We start from the raw sequence: 16763 nt of genomic DNA on the forward strand, positions 1-16763 counted from the left end.
AGATATAGGGAGGTTTCTATGAAAAAAAGAAGTAGCATCGTTATGTTTTTTGTTTTTAGTCTGGTATTTATACTTGTGGGTTGCACTCAAGATAATAGCATGATTGTCACAAGTTCAGGTATTGTGAATGGGGTAATCGAAGATAAATATGGGAAAAGAGGAGAGGTAAATGAAAGTGGCATGCCAACATACTCTCTACCAATTAAGATTGAGAATGCTCCAAAGGGGACTGTTTCATACGCTATCGTTTTAGAGGATAAGGATGCCTATGGTCCGAGTGGAGGGTTTTCATGGGTGCATTGGACAGCGGCCAATATCACACGAACGGAGCTTAAAGAAAACGAGAGTCAAACAGCAACTGATTTTATTCAGGGGGTCAATAGCTGGACAAGTATTCAGGCTGGACAGCAAAGTGCAGAATTATCTAGCTTCTATGGTGGAATGGCGCCACCGGATGCCCCACATATCTATGAGCTTCATGTTTTTGCCTTAGACACAATGTTAGATATTGAGAATGGTTTTTTAATGAATGATCTTTATAAAAAAATGGATGGACATATTTTGGAACAATACACTTTAAAAGGGAGATATGATGATTAACTAAATAATTGGTGCAAAAGTTTTTTAGATAAATATTGAAGTATGTTTTATAATCCTCAAACTAAGAGTATGAGGGATTTTTTTTGGTTAAAAAAGTTTGTAAATAATGAAATGGAAAAAAGTCTATGGTGAATGGCTCCCAAACAGCGGCTTGCAGCCTGATGATGGGTATGTTTTTGAGATGTATATGAATAATCCCAACACACATCCAACAAAAAAACATATTCTCGATATTTATCTACCCGTAAAATCATTGTAAAGCTGGAGGTAGAAAAAAATGAAGATCTATATCACTGTGAAAAGCTTAGTAAAGAAGAATAAATTTCTTACAAACCGTGAAGTAACCTTATCGAAAACGCCGAACACCCTAAGAGAGTTACTTGTTGAAATTATCACGCAGCAAGTTCAGCAGTTTAATAGTAAAGAATTAGAAACCCCTTTTATCAATTACCTGACTGAACAAGAGATGGAACGACATAGAATGACAGGAAAAATAGGCTTTCAATCCACCTACAACGATCAAAATGCTGATCCATCACAAGCTGTTCGTGCTGCTATCCAAGCTTTTGAAGACGGAATATTTAAGGTGTTTGTTGAAGAAGTGGAATTGGAACAATTAGATCGACCTCTACTATTAAAAGACGGAGATGTAGTTGTTTTCATAAGACTGACGATGCTAGCGGGAAGAATGTGGTAAAAAGGAGAGAGGATATAATATGAACGAAAACTTACAATATTTTGAGGAGCTTGAACAAAAAGCAGAGGCATTGAATGAGCAAGAAAAAAAACTATCATTGACCCTTATTACAATGGCCAAAAATCCATATTATAGGAGCGAACACCAAATAAGTGAGATAACATCTCAATTGGAAGCAATGGCAAATGGAAGTGAGAATCTGTTTTTTCAGCCATTGATTGATGTTACAAGAGCATTATTGGGAGAGTATCCTGCCTCTGTTTTTCAATACATTCTTGAACATAAACGAGAATACTCCTATAGTGTCGGCTACAATCGCAGACCTTTCCGAACGAGCAATATAAAGCCTCACATAGAGGGAATAATAAGAAAGCTAGTGGAATTGATTGCAGTATATCAGGATAACTTTTCTATTATGGATGTTCTAACGACAAGAAATAGTTCATACCAACCTGGAATCATTAGTGACATCCTCGCCTACGAGATTGATCATAATCCGGAAAAAGTAACTCCTGCCTTAAAAGAAATAATATATGGAGATAATAATACAGCCTTTCTTTCCACTACGATTATTCGAGGTATTTTCTTAAGTCATCATCATGAGTTCTACAAAATGATGGGTGAACTACTTATTGCAGCTAGACTTCAAGAGGGTTTAAGGCAGAGTATAGTTGAAAGTATGGATGAAGGAACCTTAGAGGCAACCAAGTACATGCTACCTATTTTGCTAGAACATGATTTGATTCGCTACAGTTCAGTTGTACGAGCCCTTGGTGTATGGACAGGGCTAAATTTAGAAGCAAATAATACAAGAGTCGTAAAACAATGTATTGAGTATGCCTATCGCTGTTTAACAGAAGAAGAACTTCGTAATCAATGGATGGGAAGTCAGGATGTTAATAAGCTGTATATAAGCCTTTGGGCAACAGCTGTTACAGAAGAGCAAGAGGTTGAACAGAAGATTCAATATATTATGGAGAACGGAGAAACCTATCAGAAGATTGTGGCTCAATCTTTTTTAACTCAAAGTCAAAATGAAGAGTTTAGATTTAGTATGGCGCAGCGATATTTAGAGCAGGAGGATGTTGAACTGCAATATTTTATCTTCAGTAATTACATTTATGAATGCCGATACGAATGGGATTACACTCAAAGAAACAGCTCCCTTTATATGAAAATTATAAGGATTCCGTTACTCGAAGATAAACAAGAGAGAATGCGTCAATTTACTATATTTAGTGAAGCTCTAACTAAGTTGAATAAAAAAGAACTGACCTTTTCTTCTTTTGTTTTTGATGGATTGACGATCACCTACTCTGCCGATTTAGTTGTAAACAAACTTATGTATCTCATAGCCTATGATATGGATCCACAGTTGATTGCTCAGTTAATCAGTTTTCAAGATCTCATGAGTACAGAAACAAGAAAAAAATTACTCGAATACTTTGTTTTAGATGAGCAGAATCAAGAGCAAAGGGAATATATCTTTGCTAGTTTAACAGATAAAAGTATGGCTGTTCGAGAAACGACGTTATCTATAATGATGGAGATGGATTTACATAAACCAGAAATAGAAAAAATAGAACAGATATTAAAATTGAAAACAGGTTCTCTAAGACAGAATGCCATCCATATTCTAATGAAATTAAACATGGAGAAGCTTGAGGGCAGTGTGGATCGACTCTTGCAAAGCAAGGATGAACGACAACGCTTAGGTGCTTTAGAAATCCTTACGGAACTAAGAGAAGACCAAGAGCAAGCGAACCTTTTTCACATGTTAAAGTCTAAGATTTCAAGTTTGAAAAACCCAACAGAAAAAGAAAAGATATTGTTAGCCAAGCTTACTCAAACGGAAGAAGATAGTTTGAAAAATGGATTTGGATTATTTGATCCTAAGGAAAACCATTCTTTTCTTGATGAGATTAAGGAAAATCGCAACTTTACGTTAAGAAATATGTTTACAGATGATGAAAGAATAAAAGATTTCTTCTTTGGTTTATCTGAACTGATCCATGAGCATAGGGATTATGAATATGAACGAGAATGGTATGATGGATCCAAAGAAACGTTCCTGCTTGGTACAAGATTAGATTGGCTTTATTCAACTTCTCAAGAAAATGTGAAAGAATTGGATCACTATCCTCTTTCTGAGCTATGGAGAGATTATCTGAAAAAAAGTGGTTTAAGTAGCTTGGAATATATTCAAGCATTATTCTATCTGAGTTCAGATAGGTTTTATAGCTATTACTCTGATCAACTATATGATTGGGAAATGCGAGAAATTGCCATGACGGAGGGGTGGAAAAAAAGCTTTCTAGACGACATTTATCCCATGGAGCAAATAAAAGAAATGGATCAATGGTTAAAGAAGCTGGACTATGCCAAACAGATTCACCAAATTATGTTTGCTTATTGGGAGGAATATAGTGAAAAAGAAATTTTTTCTATAGTGATTCGTATGCTGAATGGAATGATTCATTCTATCCCTGAAGACAAATTGGAAGAGGAAAAGAGTCTGCTGAACTTTTTAACGTTTCCTTGGCTGAATTGGGTGAATCGAGTTGTCTACGATGATTTTTCTTTTAAAACCTATTTTATACTCAAGTTTAAGTTATATAAGCTTCTCGAGTATAAGGAGTTTCGTTTAACATTGGAAGAGACGCTAAAGGCTTATGCGCTTAAAATAATAGACCAAAATGAAGTATACAAAGAATTAATGGTGCGAGATGGAAGAAAGTATAACATTTCTCAGCTTACCAGTACCAGGTCTAAACTGGTGCAAGAGTACCCTTTCATTCTCCCGATTAAAGAGAAAGTAATCAATAAAATCTTAGAGATTGAGTTGCAAAGAGGAGATCTTCCGACAGAGCTAACGGTTCCTGCCATGGGAATAGAATATTTTGAGGGAATGGAGGATTTTGTAGCAATCCTTTCAGCTTTAGACAAAGAATCCTTTGTCAGAGGGTATATTTTTTCCTATGGAGAACAATTATCTAAGAAGGAAGCCTTAAGTTACTTATTAAAGGCTTGTCATCCCCAACAAGAAGATGATGAAAAGCTTTTAAAGCAGCTACTCCAAGGGAAAAAGATAACGGAAGCAAGATTGTTAGAAGCAGCGATGTACGCTCCGCAATGGTTAGATATTGTGGCAAAGCATCTAAAATGGGAAGGACTAAGAAGTGCTGCTTGGTATTTTCATGCTCATATCAACGAGACGTTCTCAGCAGAAAAGGAAACCATCGTTGCTCATTATTCCTCTGTGTCACCGAAGGACTTTTATGATGGAGCTTTCGATATTGAATGGTTTAAGGAAGCTTACAATCAACTAGGGGAAGAAAGGTTCCAGATTTTATATCGATCTGCCAAATATATTTCAGGTGGAGCAAACCATAGAAGGTCTCAACTATTTGCTGATGCGGTTTTAGGAAGGTTAGACTTAGGTGAAGTGTGTAAATCAGTGAAAGAAAAGAGAAATAAGGATCATCTATTATGCTACACTTTAATTCCACTTAGAGATTCATACGAACAAGATGTACTAGAGAGATATGAATTTTTGCAAAAATTTTTACTAGAAAGCAAAGCATTTGGAGCTCAAAGAAGAACAAGTGAGTCTAGAACCGTAAGCATTGCGTTAGCTAACTTAGCTAGAAATGCAGGATATAAAGATGTGATTCGCTTAACTTGGGATATGGAAGCTAAGAAAATGAAAGAAGTATACCCTTTTCTTCAACCTAAAGAAGTGGATGATCTAACGGTTCAGTTAGTGATTCATCCTGATGGGATGCCTGAAATTAAAGTAATGAAACAGAGCAAGGAATTGAAATCCATCCCAAGCAAGTATAAGAATCATGAATATATTGTCCAATTGAAAGAGCTGAAGATAAGCCTGAAGAACCAATATAAAAGAGCAAGAACAGAGCTAGAGCGCTCGATGGAAATGGAAAGTACATTTACATTATTTGAATTGCATAATATGATAGAAAATCCTGTTATTTCTCCTTTGCTTCAGGCATTAGTATTAAAAGTGGGAGAGCATTTGGGTTACTATAAAGATGGAGTATTAGAGAGTGCCAAGGGGAAACGTTATCCCATTGACCCTGAAAATGAAATCTATATTGCTCATCCTGTACATCTTTATGAGAGTGGTGAGTGGAGCAGCTATCAAAGAGATCTTTTTGATCGCAAGGTAAAACAACCCTTCAAACAAGTATTTAGAGAACTATATTTGCCTAATGCTGATGAACGAGCGGCAGGAACGATATCTCGTCGCTATGCGGGACACCAGGTTCAACCAAGAAAAACGGCTGCTCTGCTCAAAAGTCGTATGTGGACAGTAAGTTATGAAGAAGGTTTGCAAAAGGTTTATCACAAACAGAATATCATTGTGAGAATATATGCGCTTGCAGATTGGTTCTCCCCTTCCGATGTGGAAGCACCTACTCTAGAAACGGTTGAGTTTTTTGAACGGAACACATATAAGAATATTGAACTTGAGAAGGTACCTACGATCATTTTCTCTGAAACAATGAGAGATCTAGATTTGGCAGTCAGTGTGGCTCATGTAGGTGGAGTAGATCCAGAAGCAAGTTTAACAACTATCGAAATGAGAAAAGCGTTAGTAAGAGAATCACTGAGGCTGCTAAAAATTGAAAATGCAAAAGTGGAGGGGAATTTTACTCAGATAAAAGGAAGTCTAGGAGAGTATCGTGTTCACTTGGGCAGTGCAATGGTCTATAAACAGGCAACTGGAGCCATAAACATTATACCTGTACACTCTCAGCACAGAGGGAAAATCTTCCTTCCTTTCATGGATGAGGACCCACGTACAGCAGAAATAGTATCAAAGATTCTCATGCTTGCACAGGATCAAAAAATCAAAGATCCATATATCTTGGAGCAATTAGTGAAATCATCTGGCTAAATCAGCCATGTTCAGCCGCTTCTGCAATGGCTTTGGTTTGATGAACGGTTCCGTGTGGATGTTCTGGTGGTGCATAAATAGAATACAATTTGAGCGGTTTATCACCTGTATTGATGAGATTATGCCATTTACCAGCGGGAATCACGATAGCAAAGTCATCAAAGACATGTTCTTGAAAATCCAATCTGTCTTCCCTATCTCCCATTCTGACGAGCCCTTGACCCTCTTCGATCCGAATGAATTGATCAAGGTGAGGATGAACTTCTAAACCAATGTCTTCTCCAACATTGATGCTCATCAAGGTTATTTGCAGATGCCTTCCTGTCCATAAAGCAGTACGAAACGTGTTGTTTTGCTTAGTTACTTCTTCAATATTAATAACAAAAGGTTCGGGTCCATAATCCCTTATCCTAGTAAAATGTGTGGGGAAGCCTGGAGTATACATAGGCATGTTCATCGGGTAAGGATAGGGATATGTTTGATAGACATGATGCATATTGTGTGAGTAGGGTGCGGATGTGTTAACATAGTAAGGACTTGGATAGGAATAGGGGTTATTCACGTGATACATGTAATCATTCCTTTCATAGGTGGCTAACATCATCCTATGCTTGATATCTAGGGAAGGTACCATTCACAGGTACTTAGCGTCGATGATCCCCTCTTTAAAAAGAGGGAGTCTTACTGGACGTTTGGCACGGGGGATAAAGTGAAACGGGATCTAATCATTAGAGCTGAAAAAGGGGTGATTGTCTTGAAAATGAGAAAGAAGTTTACATGTCCTTTAGAATTAACGCACGATATGATCAAGGGAAAATGGAAATCTATTATTTTATGGCGTTTGCGTTTAGGAAATACATCATTATCACGGCTTGAAGCGGATATTGCAGGGATTTCACAGAAAATGCTGTTGGAGCAGCTAAAAGAGCTGATCGAAATGGGTTTTGTAGACAAAGAAGTCTTTGAGGGATATCCTCTAAGAGTAGAGTACTTTTTAACACCCAAGCGTGGAAAAAAAATACTAGAAGCTCTAACTATTATGCAGTCGCTGGGAATTGATTTTATGCTTGAAAATGGGATGGAGGATTTTCTTGTCGAAAAGGGTGTTATCAAAACATCTTCAAAAAACCTCCTTTAAAGAGGGGCTAGACGACATCTTCGAAAGGACTTCGGTAGAAGCTTTATTATACCCACAAAAAAGTGGGTAATTTACTCATACTTTTTCTCAATATATACTCTATTTAGTAGATAAGAGAGCTGCAGTGATCTTATACAATATCCATATTGGGAGGTTCTTATGAACAAAGTATCTAGCATGGTTGTAACAAGCTCAGGGATTATTAATGGAGTGATTGAGGATAAATATGGGAAGCGAGGGGAAGTCAATGAAAAGGGAATGCCTACCTACTCTTTGCCCTTTAAAATCGAAAATGCTCCCAAGGAAACCGTTTCATACGCTATCGTTTTAGAGGATAAGGATGCCTATGCTCCTAGCGGAGGGTTTTCATGGATTCATTGGACAGCGGCCAATATCACGCGAACGGAGCTAAAAGAGAATGAAAGTCAGACAGCAACCGATTTTATTCAAGGGGTCAACAGCTGGACAAGTATTCAGGCTGGACAGCAAAGTGCAGAATTATCTAGCTTTTATGGTGGAATGACGCCACCAGATGCCCCACATACATATGAACTTCATGTCTTTGCTTTAGACAAGACGATAGATCTTGAAAATGGTTTTCTAATGAATGAGCTTTATAAACAAATGGAGGGTCATATTTTAGCCCAATATACTTTAAAAGGAAGCTATGATAATTAACTCAACCTTTAAAAGCTAAATAGCACAACTTAAGCCACAGAGTTAGGATATATAATAACTCTGTGGTTTTCTCATTTTCCTGTTATAATGGGATCAAACAGAAGCAAGAAGAATCCTACAGCAACGTCTTGATGGGCTGTATACTCACGTTACTTGTGACAGGGTATAATAAATGAGTAGGTGTAGAAACTTTAAGTATGGACTTTATTTACATATGATTTATCAAATGATCTACAACGGAAATAATGACCAAAGCGAGAGAAGGAAAGTCTAATATTAAAGGAGATGCTATGACTAAGAGCAAAGAGAAAGTAGAAACTGGGTGGAATTTTGACAATAGTTATGCTAGGCTACCACAATTGTTTTTTTCAGATCTTCCTCCAACTCCTGTAAGCTCACCGAAGTTGGTTATTCTTAATTCTCGATTGGCAGCTACCTTGGGGTTGAATAGTGAAGAGCTACAGAGTGCAGAAGGGGTGGAAATACTTGCTGGTAATCAGCTTCCTGAAGGAGCCTCTCCACTAGCTCAAGCCTATGGAGGGCATCAATTTGGGCATTTCAACATGCTGGGAGATGGGCGAGCTCTCTTACTGGGTGAGCAGATCACGCCTCAGGGAGAGCGCTACGATATTCAACTAAAAGGTTCAGGTCGAACTCCATACTCCCGTGGAGGAGATGGGCGAGCGGCTTTAGGTCCCATGCTGCGTGAATATATTATCAGTGGAGCAATGCAGGCACTAGGGATACCAACGACCCGCAGCCTAGCTGTGGTAACAACGGGTGAACCAGTCCTTCGTGAAACTAAATTGCCTGGTGCGGTTTTAACACGTATTGCTAGCAGTCACCTCAGAGTCGGAACCTTCCAATATGCTGCTCAGTGGGGGACAACCAACGATTTGCAAGCCCTCGCTGATTACACAATAGAAAGGCATTTTTCAGACGTTAAAGCAGACATGAATCGCTATCTCTTCCTTCTTCAAGAAGTGATTAAGAAACAAGCGGAATTGATCGCCAAATGGCAGCTCGTTGGTTTTATTCATGGAGTTATGAACACGGATAACATGGCTATTGGCGGTGAAACCATTGATTATGGGCCCTGCGCTTTCATGGATGCTTATGATCCAGCAACGGTATTTAGCTCCATTGATACGCGAGGTCGTTATGCTTATGGGAATCAGCCTTATATTGCGGGCTGGAATCTAGCGAGATTTGCTGAAACCCTACTGCCGTTATTGCATGAAAATCAAGAGCAGGCGATTGAAATAGCACAAGGTGCGATATCGGAGTTTGGTGACTTGTATCATGGTCATTGGCTTGCAGGAATGAGAGCTAAGCTGGGGTTATTTAACGAAGAAAAAGAAGATGAAACGCTAATCAAAAACTTACTTGATGCGATGTATAAGCATGGTGCAGATTATACCAATACCTTCCGTGCGCTAACAGGGGGTAAGCTGGAGGGGAACGTGTTATTTGATACCCCAGAATTTACACAGTGGTATGAACAATGGCAGGAGAGATTAAGCAGGCAGAAGGAATCGACAGAATCCTCACAAGAGTTAATGCGGACCTCTAATCCGGCTCTAATTCCTCGTAATCATCGGGTTGAAGAAGCATTGAAAGCGGCAGTAGAAGACGGAGATTACAGCGTAATGGAACGTTTTCTTGATGTTCTTTCCCAACCGTATGCAGATTCTCCTGAACAGGAGGCTTATTCTGCACCACCTGATCCATCATGTGGACCCTACCGTACATTTTGTGGAACCTGATTGATGAATAAGTGCCTTAGTGTCCCTTCTGACTCAAAACTTCGGAAGGGGCTTTCTCATTAGAATCATTCTTCATAAATATGGTATATTTAAAATTGGATATAAAGCGAAAACGAAGGGAGTTGTTCCAATGTCTAAGAATGCTGAACATCTTGAATTACCTCCAAAAACCTGTACAATTGATCGGCTGGTCACGAAACCAGAAGATGTGAACAAAGTGCTCGAAGGAAGCAAAACAGCGACTCGCCGAAACGGCAGGTATGCTGATGTAGGGGAGATTATGGAGCTAGAGGGCAAGAAATTTAGGGTAGAGCGAGTCTACTCTCAGTCTCTAGGTGAGCTGACAGATGAACATGCTCGTCAAGAAGGATATACTACGGTTGAAGAATATAAGGAAGTGATTTTGTCTTATCATCCAGGAATGCCATGGCTTCCTACCATGAAGGTATGGGTGCATGAATTTAGTGAGGTACATGAATAGCATGAAGAGTATTGCCGTTTTTTGTGGCTCAAGTAGTGGAGCATCCGAAGCATATAAGGAGGGAGCTGTTCAACTAGGGAAAGAATTAGCCCAAAGAGAAATTACATTGGTCTATGGCGGAGCAAGTGTGGGAATTATGGGAACCATAGCAGATACCGTGCTCGCTGAAGGTGGAAAGGTCATAGGGGTGATACCTAGATTACTAGAGGAGAGAGAAATCGCTCATCAGCATTTAACAGAACTGCATGTCGTAGATACCATGCATGAAAGAAAGGCGAAATTAGCCGACCTATCTGATGGATTTATTGCCCTGCCTGGAGGTCCAGGTACATTAGAAGAATTTTTTGAAATTTTTACCTGGGCACAAATTGGTTTACACCAGAAACCATGTGGACTACTTAATATCCAACGTTACTATGATCCTTTGATGAGTCTTCTCGACCATATGGTTGAACAGCAATTTCTACAAGAAAAATATCGTTCCTTAGCCATCCTAGAATCAGATCCTAAGGCTTTATTAGATCGGTTTACCCTATTCCAACCTCTAGCTATCAAGACGTACACTCAGCAATCGCTCTAAAAAGGTACTTGATATAGCACAAGAGTAGAAGGACTCTTTCTCACCTATGAGGAAGAGTTTTTTTGGTTTTAGTTCATGTTCAGTTCACAATACTATGTTATTCTTCTAGTAGAAAAGGGAATACAGATAGAGGGTGGTGGAAACAGCAGTGAATACGAACATTCTAGTTGTGGATGATGATATACATATTCGTAAACTCATTCGTTTATATCTTGAGAATAGCCAATTCACAGTGACAGAAGCCTGCGATGGAAGAGAGGCATTGAAGCTGCTTGCTGAAAAGCAAATAGATTTAGCGATTGTAGATGTAATGATGCCCCATGTGGATGGAATTGAACTAACAGAGGATATCAAATCGTTTATGTCGATACCGATCCTGATGGTGACAGCCAAAGGAGAATCCAAGGATAAGGTAAAAGGATTTACAGCAGGAACAGATGATTACCTAGTAAAGCCCTTCGATCCAGTTGAACTTGTCCTAAGAGTCAAAGCCTTGTTAAAGCGGTACAATGTAAGCTCAGAAAAAAGGGTCAAACTCGGCTCTGTTGTGATTGATGTAGAAGGTCTGCTTGTACACTCTAACAACCACACTTTGTATTTGAAAAAGAAGGAGTGTGAGCTGCTCTTTGTTTTAGCTGGTTCACCAGGGAAAATATATACTCGTACTCAACTTATTGAAAAAATATGGGGCTATGATTATGAAGGGGATGAACGGACAGTAGATGTCCATATTAAACGGCTGAGAGAGCAGTTGAGTTTGTTTCCTGAACTGACGATTACCACCGTTAGAGGGTTAGGGTATCGCTTGGAGGAGTTATCATCATGATCAAAAAAAGCCTATACCTCCGAATCGTTGGGACTTTTATCGGAGTGGTAACGATAAGCTTGGTCGCCTCTTACTTTGTTACTTCTATGTTTTTTCATCAGGAGGTTATATTTGAAGAAGAAGTCAATAAAGTCACGACAGGAGTTGCCCAGCTTGTAAGTTTAACTGAGCATGATAAAATTCCGACGATGATTGAAACCCTCAATCAATTTAATTTTGAAGTGTTATTTGTTCATCAAAATGGGAGTCGTTATTCGAACAAAGAGCCTTCATTCTCAGTGAGTGAAGAAATGTTAGAGGAGATTATCAGTGGATCAGAGCAAGTCCCGATTTTACTGCCCTATTCAAGCAAGAAAGCAACTAGACTAGTGGGAATGCCGATTGAAATTGATAATGAAAAATATGGGTTATTTATCAACTTTAATTATGAAGAAGAAGTGAGAGCACTAAAGCGGGTCACGCTATTTGCCCTTTTTCTCGTTTTATTTATGGGTAGCTTGTTCATTCTACTCGCTTCACGTCATCTGGTTCACCCTATTAAAAGAGTGACCCATGCTGCCAAACAAATGGCGACAGGAAATTTTTCCGTGCGTCTAAAGAGTAAGAACAAAGATGAGATAGGAGAATTAATCACAAGCTTCAATTATATGGCGGCTGAATTAGAGAAAATTGATAGGATGAGAGAAGATTTTGTCAGCAATGTATCTCATGAAATTCATTCTCCTCTCACTTCAATCAAAGGGTTTACGAAGGCACTTCGAGATGAGGTCATCCCTAAAGAGCATCAAAAAGAATATCTGGATATTATCTATCAGGAATCAGATCGTCTTTCCAGATTAGGAGAGAGCTTATTACAATTAGCTTCTCTTGATTCAGAGCATCACCCCTATCATCCAGTGAAATATAGATTGGATGAGCAGCTAAGAAGAACTGTCTTGGCAACAGAGCCGCAATGGAAAATAAAAAATCTGCACATTCAATTAGATTTAGCATCGATCGAGGTGGTCGCAGATCAAGACTTATTCGAACAAGTCTGGTTAAATCTGCTGACCAATGCCATTAAGTATTCTGATGAGGAAGGTACGATTGGAATCAGCTTAGAAAGGCAGAACGATGAAATCATAGTAAGAGTTCAAGACTCGGGCAAAGGGATTCCCGAAGTCGCGATACCACATCTTTTTGAACGATTTTATAAAGTGGATCAAGCAAGGAGCAGCTCGATTAAGGGAAATGGACTTGGTTTGTCCATTGTGAAGAAAATCCTGTCCATTCATGGTTGTACTATTGATGTTGAAAGTGAAGAAGGGGCTGGCTCCACATTTAGTGTAAGGATTCCCTTCCAGCCTATACAGGAAAAATAGAAAGAGATGTATAGTGAGCTTATATAGAAGTGTAGATGGATAAAGATGAAAAAAGGAGAGAAGGATCATGGCTATCAGAACGGTCGATATGAAAAATCTCAAATTATTAAAAACAGAGCTAACTCGTTTTATGATGACGTATAAATTTGCTTTAGATGAAATGAATACAAAGATTGATATCCTTAAACAGGAATTTTCGTACATCCATGATTACAATCCAATTGAACATGTGAAATCGCGAATTAAATCACCTGAAAGTATTTTAGAAAAAAGTATATAAGAAGGGCTATCCACTAACATTACCTTCAATTAAGGAGAACATACAGGATATTGCAGGCATTCGTATTACGTGTTCTTTTATCTCGGACATCTATGAACTAAGCGCGATGCTACAGAATCAAAAAGACATCAAAGTGATAGAATGCAAGGATTATATTAAAAACCCAAAGCCCAATGGTTATCAAAGCCTACACTTAATTTTAGAGGTTCCTATCTTCATGACGGATCGAGAGGAGCAAGTTTGTGTAGAAGTTCAAATTCGTACGATTGCTATGGATTTTTGGGCGAGCTTAGAGCATAAGATCTATTATAAATACAATAAAGAAGTTCCTCAAAGATTGATCAATGAATTAAAGGAGGCAGCAGAGTCAGCTGCACAATTGGATCAAAAAATGGAGAAAATACACAAAGAAATGAATGAAATGAAGGAATTACTGAATAGCGAGGACGATATTCATGAATTAGTGATTAATAATGAACGATTCCATTTGCCATTTGATCTTTTGCTCCCGTTAAAGGAATAGTAGAATAATGAGAAATCTAATCAGTTGGATCAGTCTTTTTGTACTTTGTTTAGGAGCTTTGTACCTCATTCACACTGTTTCATTCATGCTGTATGGCTATTTACAAACGATGCTGTATACACCCGATATTCAGGAGGTATCTGCATCAAGAGCTCATTTAAGCAATACAGTGTCATTGGGAGGCATGAAGCAGGTCAGCTGGTGGGAGCGTTCCTTTCCTGTTTTTGCTGTGATTACATCATTGATTCTATCATTTTATCTTACAAAACAACTCAACAAAAAGAAGCATCAGTAATACAGTAATAGATTAACCCTTATTTGAAGTTTTTTGAGGCTTGGGATCTTTGTCCCAAGCCTCTATTTTTTTCAAGTTGCTTAACAGGGCAGGGTAAAAAATGCTTGTATAGAAATTGTATAGAACGATTTGCTATGCTAAAAACCTCACTTTGCTCAGGAATTTGTAGATTAAAGTCGAATGTTGTAAAAAAGAGGTGTTGAATTAGCATGGCGAAGATAAGTACGGTTGACCAAAAGCTAAAAAGGAAGGATCCAGTAAAGCAACTAGATCAAGAAAACTTTAGCATTTTATTTTTTTGTGAAGATCAGAATATAGCTCATCAAATAAGAGGACAAAATTGGGAAAGTGAGAAGATCCACGTTACATTCGCTATGGACATAGAGGAAGCCACTGGGTTGCTCTATGAAACTCCTCCTACTCATATTGTACTGATTGATTTGCATGATTCTCCCATTTGTCAAACTCTTTATCAGGAAATCTATGAACACTGCAAATGGCTGGATATTCCTATTTTTTATAGTGTAGGAGAATTCCAAGAAATGAAGCAAGATTACTTATATCAATTTAATGACGTTCTCTTGTATCCATTTACCAAAGAAGAAGTACTACTAAGAATGCAATTGGAGCAAGAACGAAAGAACAAGGTGAAATCCATTGAGAATCCATTGCTGGGAAATGGAATATATGATTTTGCCTTTTGTTCATTTTTTTATCAGGTCCATTTAGCTATATTAGCGCGAGTCAAAAAGCCTTTTACCTTATTGTTTGTATCTGTAGGTGATCAAGAACAGCCTCAAGGCTTGCAAGGAACCTCTCCTATGCCATTGTACGGAAAGAGCATAGCAGAGCGGATCGTGAGTCAAGCAAGGGACTCTGATTTTGTCTTTAAAATGAATCATCAAGATCTTGCGATTATACTCCTTATTCCGGGGAAAAAGAAGCAAGATATTTCTTGAAACGAGTTCAGCAGAGCTTAGAAGAGGGGGGATTCTCTACGAATGGAATCCCAGAAGAACAGAGTCCACAGTTAAAAACGAGCATCGTTGAAATTAGAAATGAAAAAGCACAATGGAATGAAGTCATAGAGGAGGGACGCAGGGCATTAGAGGAAACGGATGATACCGCCTTATTGTCAATCAATGTTGTCAATAAGTTTATTGCACAAGAAACAGAGGTAATCAAAGTATCAATTGTAGAATCAGACTCCATTGTTTCTAGTATTCTAGAAAACCTGCTAAAAGATATGGAAATCAACCATACTCTTCTTGATATCACAACGTATTCTGATGGAAATGAGTTTCTCGAATCTCAGAGTCATCTTTCTCCCAATACCCATTTTGTTATCATCAATGATATTCTTCCCAAAAAAGATGGATTAGAAATTGTTCACGAGTTAAGACAGCTCCCTAATACTGGAAAGTACATTATTTTCATGTTATCAACGAAGAAAACAGATGAAGATATGATTTATGCGTTTCAAATGGGAGTGGATGATTATATGACGAAGCCGTTTAATCTAAGAATGTTGGAAGCAAGAATAAAACGATATCTGACGGGACTGAGATCAACATGTTCCATATAGAAATTATGTTTGTATTAGGATGTATTGCCGCTTTAGTTGTTGTTCTATCTATCGTTTTAATGTTTTTAATGATTCGACGTGTGTTGGAACAGAAAAACGAAGAAAAAATGAGGGGTTTTATGACAAACCACAGCTCTGAGTTTTTTAACTACCTGATGAAAGGGGAGCCTCTATCTGAGGAGATGATCCCTACATCAGTATGGAAAATAAGAGCGATAGAAGAGGTTTTTAACCGATATTTAAAAAGCATTCATAGTGAAGAAATGCAATCAAGAATCACACAATTTGTTGAATTACACATGCTTTCATACTATCGTCGCCGGTTAAGAAGCAGAAAGTGGAGTCATAGAATGAATACCCTACATTATATTCATGACTTTAAGATTGGGGCTTTACTTGAAGATGTAGAGAAGATGCTCCGTTCTTCCAAGCAATATTCCAAGGAAGAATACTTTCAAATGATTAAGGTTTTAATGGTCCTTTCTGACTCAAATGCACTGAAGTACCTACAGGAAAAACAAGTAGAGTACACTCAACTAGAATATCGGAAGCTGCTCTTTGAAATATCTGAGGAAAAAATCGCTAATTTATTACCTTCCTTTGATCAGCTGTCACCTGAACTTCAATTGAGTGTCATTGATGTCATTGGAATGAGAAAGCTAGAACCTTTTCTTCCGTTTTTGGAAGAAAAAATAAAAAGCGATGATCGTGAAATTCGATTAGCTATTTTAAAAGCCATGACACATTTTTCTTACATTCCAAACTTCCAGCAATATCTATATTTTGTTGAATCAGATTATTGGGAGGAAAGAATGCTGATGGCTCGATTATTTGTTCAGGTGAACCGTTCAGAAGCAGAACCTTTTTTACGTCAGCTTATTCAAGATCCCTCATGGTGGGTACGATCTCAAGCTGCGAGATCCCTTATTTCGCTGAAGAATGGTAGCAAGTTACTAGAATCGATTATTAGTTATAGTGAAGATCGCTATGCGATTGATATGGCTAGAGAAGTGTTAAGGAAGGTTTAACTAT

The 16763-nt window shown here is 38.2% G+C and carries 16 protein-coding genes and 1 pseudogene; 16 read left to right on the forward strand and 1 reads right to left on the reverse strand.

The window, feature by feature from the left end:
• Positions 1-18 precede the first annotated feature (18 nt).
• From JCM10596_RS14825 to JCM10596_RS14835, 4 genes are all read left to right on the forward strand, one after another.
• Complete coding sequence (locus JCM10596_RS14825) at positions 19-600, forward strand: YbhB/YbcL family Raf kinase inhibitor-like protein (RefSeq protein WP_199900145.1); 582 nt, start codon at positions 19-21, stop codon at positions 598-600.
• A 106-nt stretch (positions 601-706) separates the two neighbouring features.
• A complete protein-coding gene (locus JCM10596_RS28810) occupies positions 707-859 on the forward strand; it encodes a GyrI-like domain-containing protein (RefSeq protein WP_081792060.1) in 153 nt (50 codons plus the stop codon).
• Between the two features lie 18 nt (positions 860-877).
• Positions 878-1297 (forward strand): hypothetical protein, encoded by a 420-nt coding sequence (locus JCM10596_RS14830; protein WP_025027811.1) that lies wholly within the window; start codon positions 878-880, stop codon positions 1295-1297.
• Between the two features lie 19 nt (positions 1298-1316).
• Complete coding sequence (locus JCM10596_RS14835) at positions 1317-6218, forward strand: DUF4132 domain-containing protein (RefSeq protein ID WP_025027812.1); 4902 nt, start codon at positions 1317-1319, stop codon at positions 6216-6218.
• A 1-nt stretch (position 6219) separates the two neighbouring features.
• Here JCM10596_RS14835 and JCM10596_RS14840 read toward each other — a convergent pair whose 3' ends face one another.
• Positions 6220-6789 (reverse strand): cupin domain-containing protein, encoded by a 570-nt coding sequence (locus JCM10596_RS14840; protein WP_025027813.1) that lies wholly within the window; start codon positions 6787-6789, stop codon positions 6220-6222.
• A gap of 138 nt (positions 6790-6927) precedes the next feature.
• Between JCM10596_RS14840 and JCM10596_RS14845 the strand changes: the two genes are divergently transcribed.
• The 12 genes and pseudogenes from JCM10596_RS14845 (at position 6928) to JCM10596_RS14900 (ending at position 16759) form a co-directional block, all read left to right on the forward strand.
• A complete protein-coding gene (locus tag JCM10596_RS14845; RefSeq protein ID WP_267879705.1) occupies positions 6928-7356 on the forward strand; it encodes a winged helix-turn-helix transcriptional regulator in 429 nt (142 codons plus the stop codon).
• Positions 7357-7515: 159 nt separating this feature from the next.
• Entirely contained in the window at positions 7516-8034 is a 519-nt protein-coding gene (locus JCM10596_RS14850) for a YbhB/YbcL family Raf kinase inhibitor-like protein (RefSeq protein ID WP_199900146.1), read from the forward strand.
• Positions 8035-8324: 290 nt separating this feature from the next.
• On the forward strand, positions 8325-9800 hold the full coding sequence (locus tag JCM10596_RS14855) for a protein adenylyltransferase SelO (protein WP_025027816.1): 1476 nt from the start codon (positions 8325-8327) through the stop codon (positions 9798-9800).
• Positions 9801-9930: 130 nt separating this feature from the next.
• Positions 9931-10281 carry an ASCH domain-containing protein gene (locus JCM10596_RS14860; protein WP_025027817.1) on the forward strand — a complete coding sequence of 117 codons (351 nt, stop codon included), beginning with the start codon at positions 9931-9933 and terminating at the stop codon, positions 10279-10281.
• Between the two features lies 1 nt (position 10282).
• The gene (locus tag JCM10596_RS14865; protein ID WP_025027818.1) at positions 10283-10861 is read left to right on the forward strand and encodes an LOG family protein; all 579 of its coding nucleotides are present in this window, start codon (positions 10283-10285) and stop codon (positions 10859-10861) included.
• Between the two features lie 148 nt (positions 10862-11009).
• Complete coding sequence (locus tag JCM10596_RS14870) at positions 11010-11687, forward strand: response regulator transcription factor (RefSeq protein WP_025027819.1); 678 nt, start codon at positions 11010-11012, stop codon at positions 11685-11687.
• Positions 11684-13048 (forward strand): sensor histidine kinase, encoded by a 1365-nt coding sequence (locus JCM10596_RS14875; RefSeq protein WP_051541335.1) that lies wholly within the window; start codon positions 11684-11686, stop codon positions 13046-13048. The genes JCM10596_RS14870 and JCM10596_RS14875 overlap by 4 nt, the downstream gene beginning before the upstream one ends.
• A gap of 67 nt (positions 13049-13115) precedes the next feature.
• Positions 13116-13851, forward strand: a pseudogene (locus JCM10596_RS25760) (GTP pyrophosphokinase).
• Positions 13852-13858: 7 nt separating this feature from the next.
• Positions 13859-14146, forward strand: a complete 288-nt coding sequence (locus JCM10596_RS14885; protein ID WP_025027821.1) for a hypothetical protein — start codon at positions 13859-13861, stop codon at positions 14144-14146.
• 209 nt (positions 14147-14355) lie between these two features.
• Positions 14356-15105, forward strand: a complete 750-nt coding sequence (locus JCM10596_RS14890; RefSeq protein WP_025027822.1) for a PleD family two-component system response regulator — start codon at positions 14356-14358, stop codon at positions 15103-15105.
• A complete protein-coding gene (locus tag JCM10596_RS14895; RefSeq protein ID WP_025027823.1) occupies positions 15102-15731 on the forward strand; it encodes a response regulator transcription factor in 630 nt (209 codons plus the stop codon). Before JCM10596_RS14890 ends, JCM10596_RS14895 begins: the two co-directional genes overlap by 4 nt.
• Entirely contained in the window at positions 15719-16759 is a 1041-nt protein-coding gene (locus JCM10596_RS14900) for a HEAT repeat domain-containing protein (protein ID WP_025027824.1), read from the forward strand. Before JCM10596_RS14895 ends, JCM10596_RS14900 begins: the two co-directional genes overlap by 13 nt.
• The last annotated feature ends 4 nt before the right edge of the window (positions 16760-16763 follow it).

This window comes from Caldalkalibacillus mannanilyticus JCM 10596 (assembly GCF_000615945.1).
In the GTDB taxonomy this organism is placed as follows: domain Bacteria; phylum Bacillota; class Bacilli; order Caldalkalibacillales; family JCM-10596; genus Bacillus_AT; species Bacillus_AT mannanilyticus.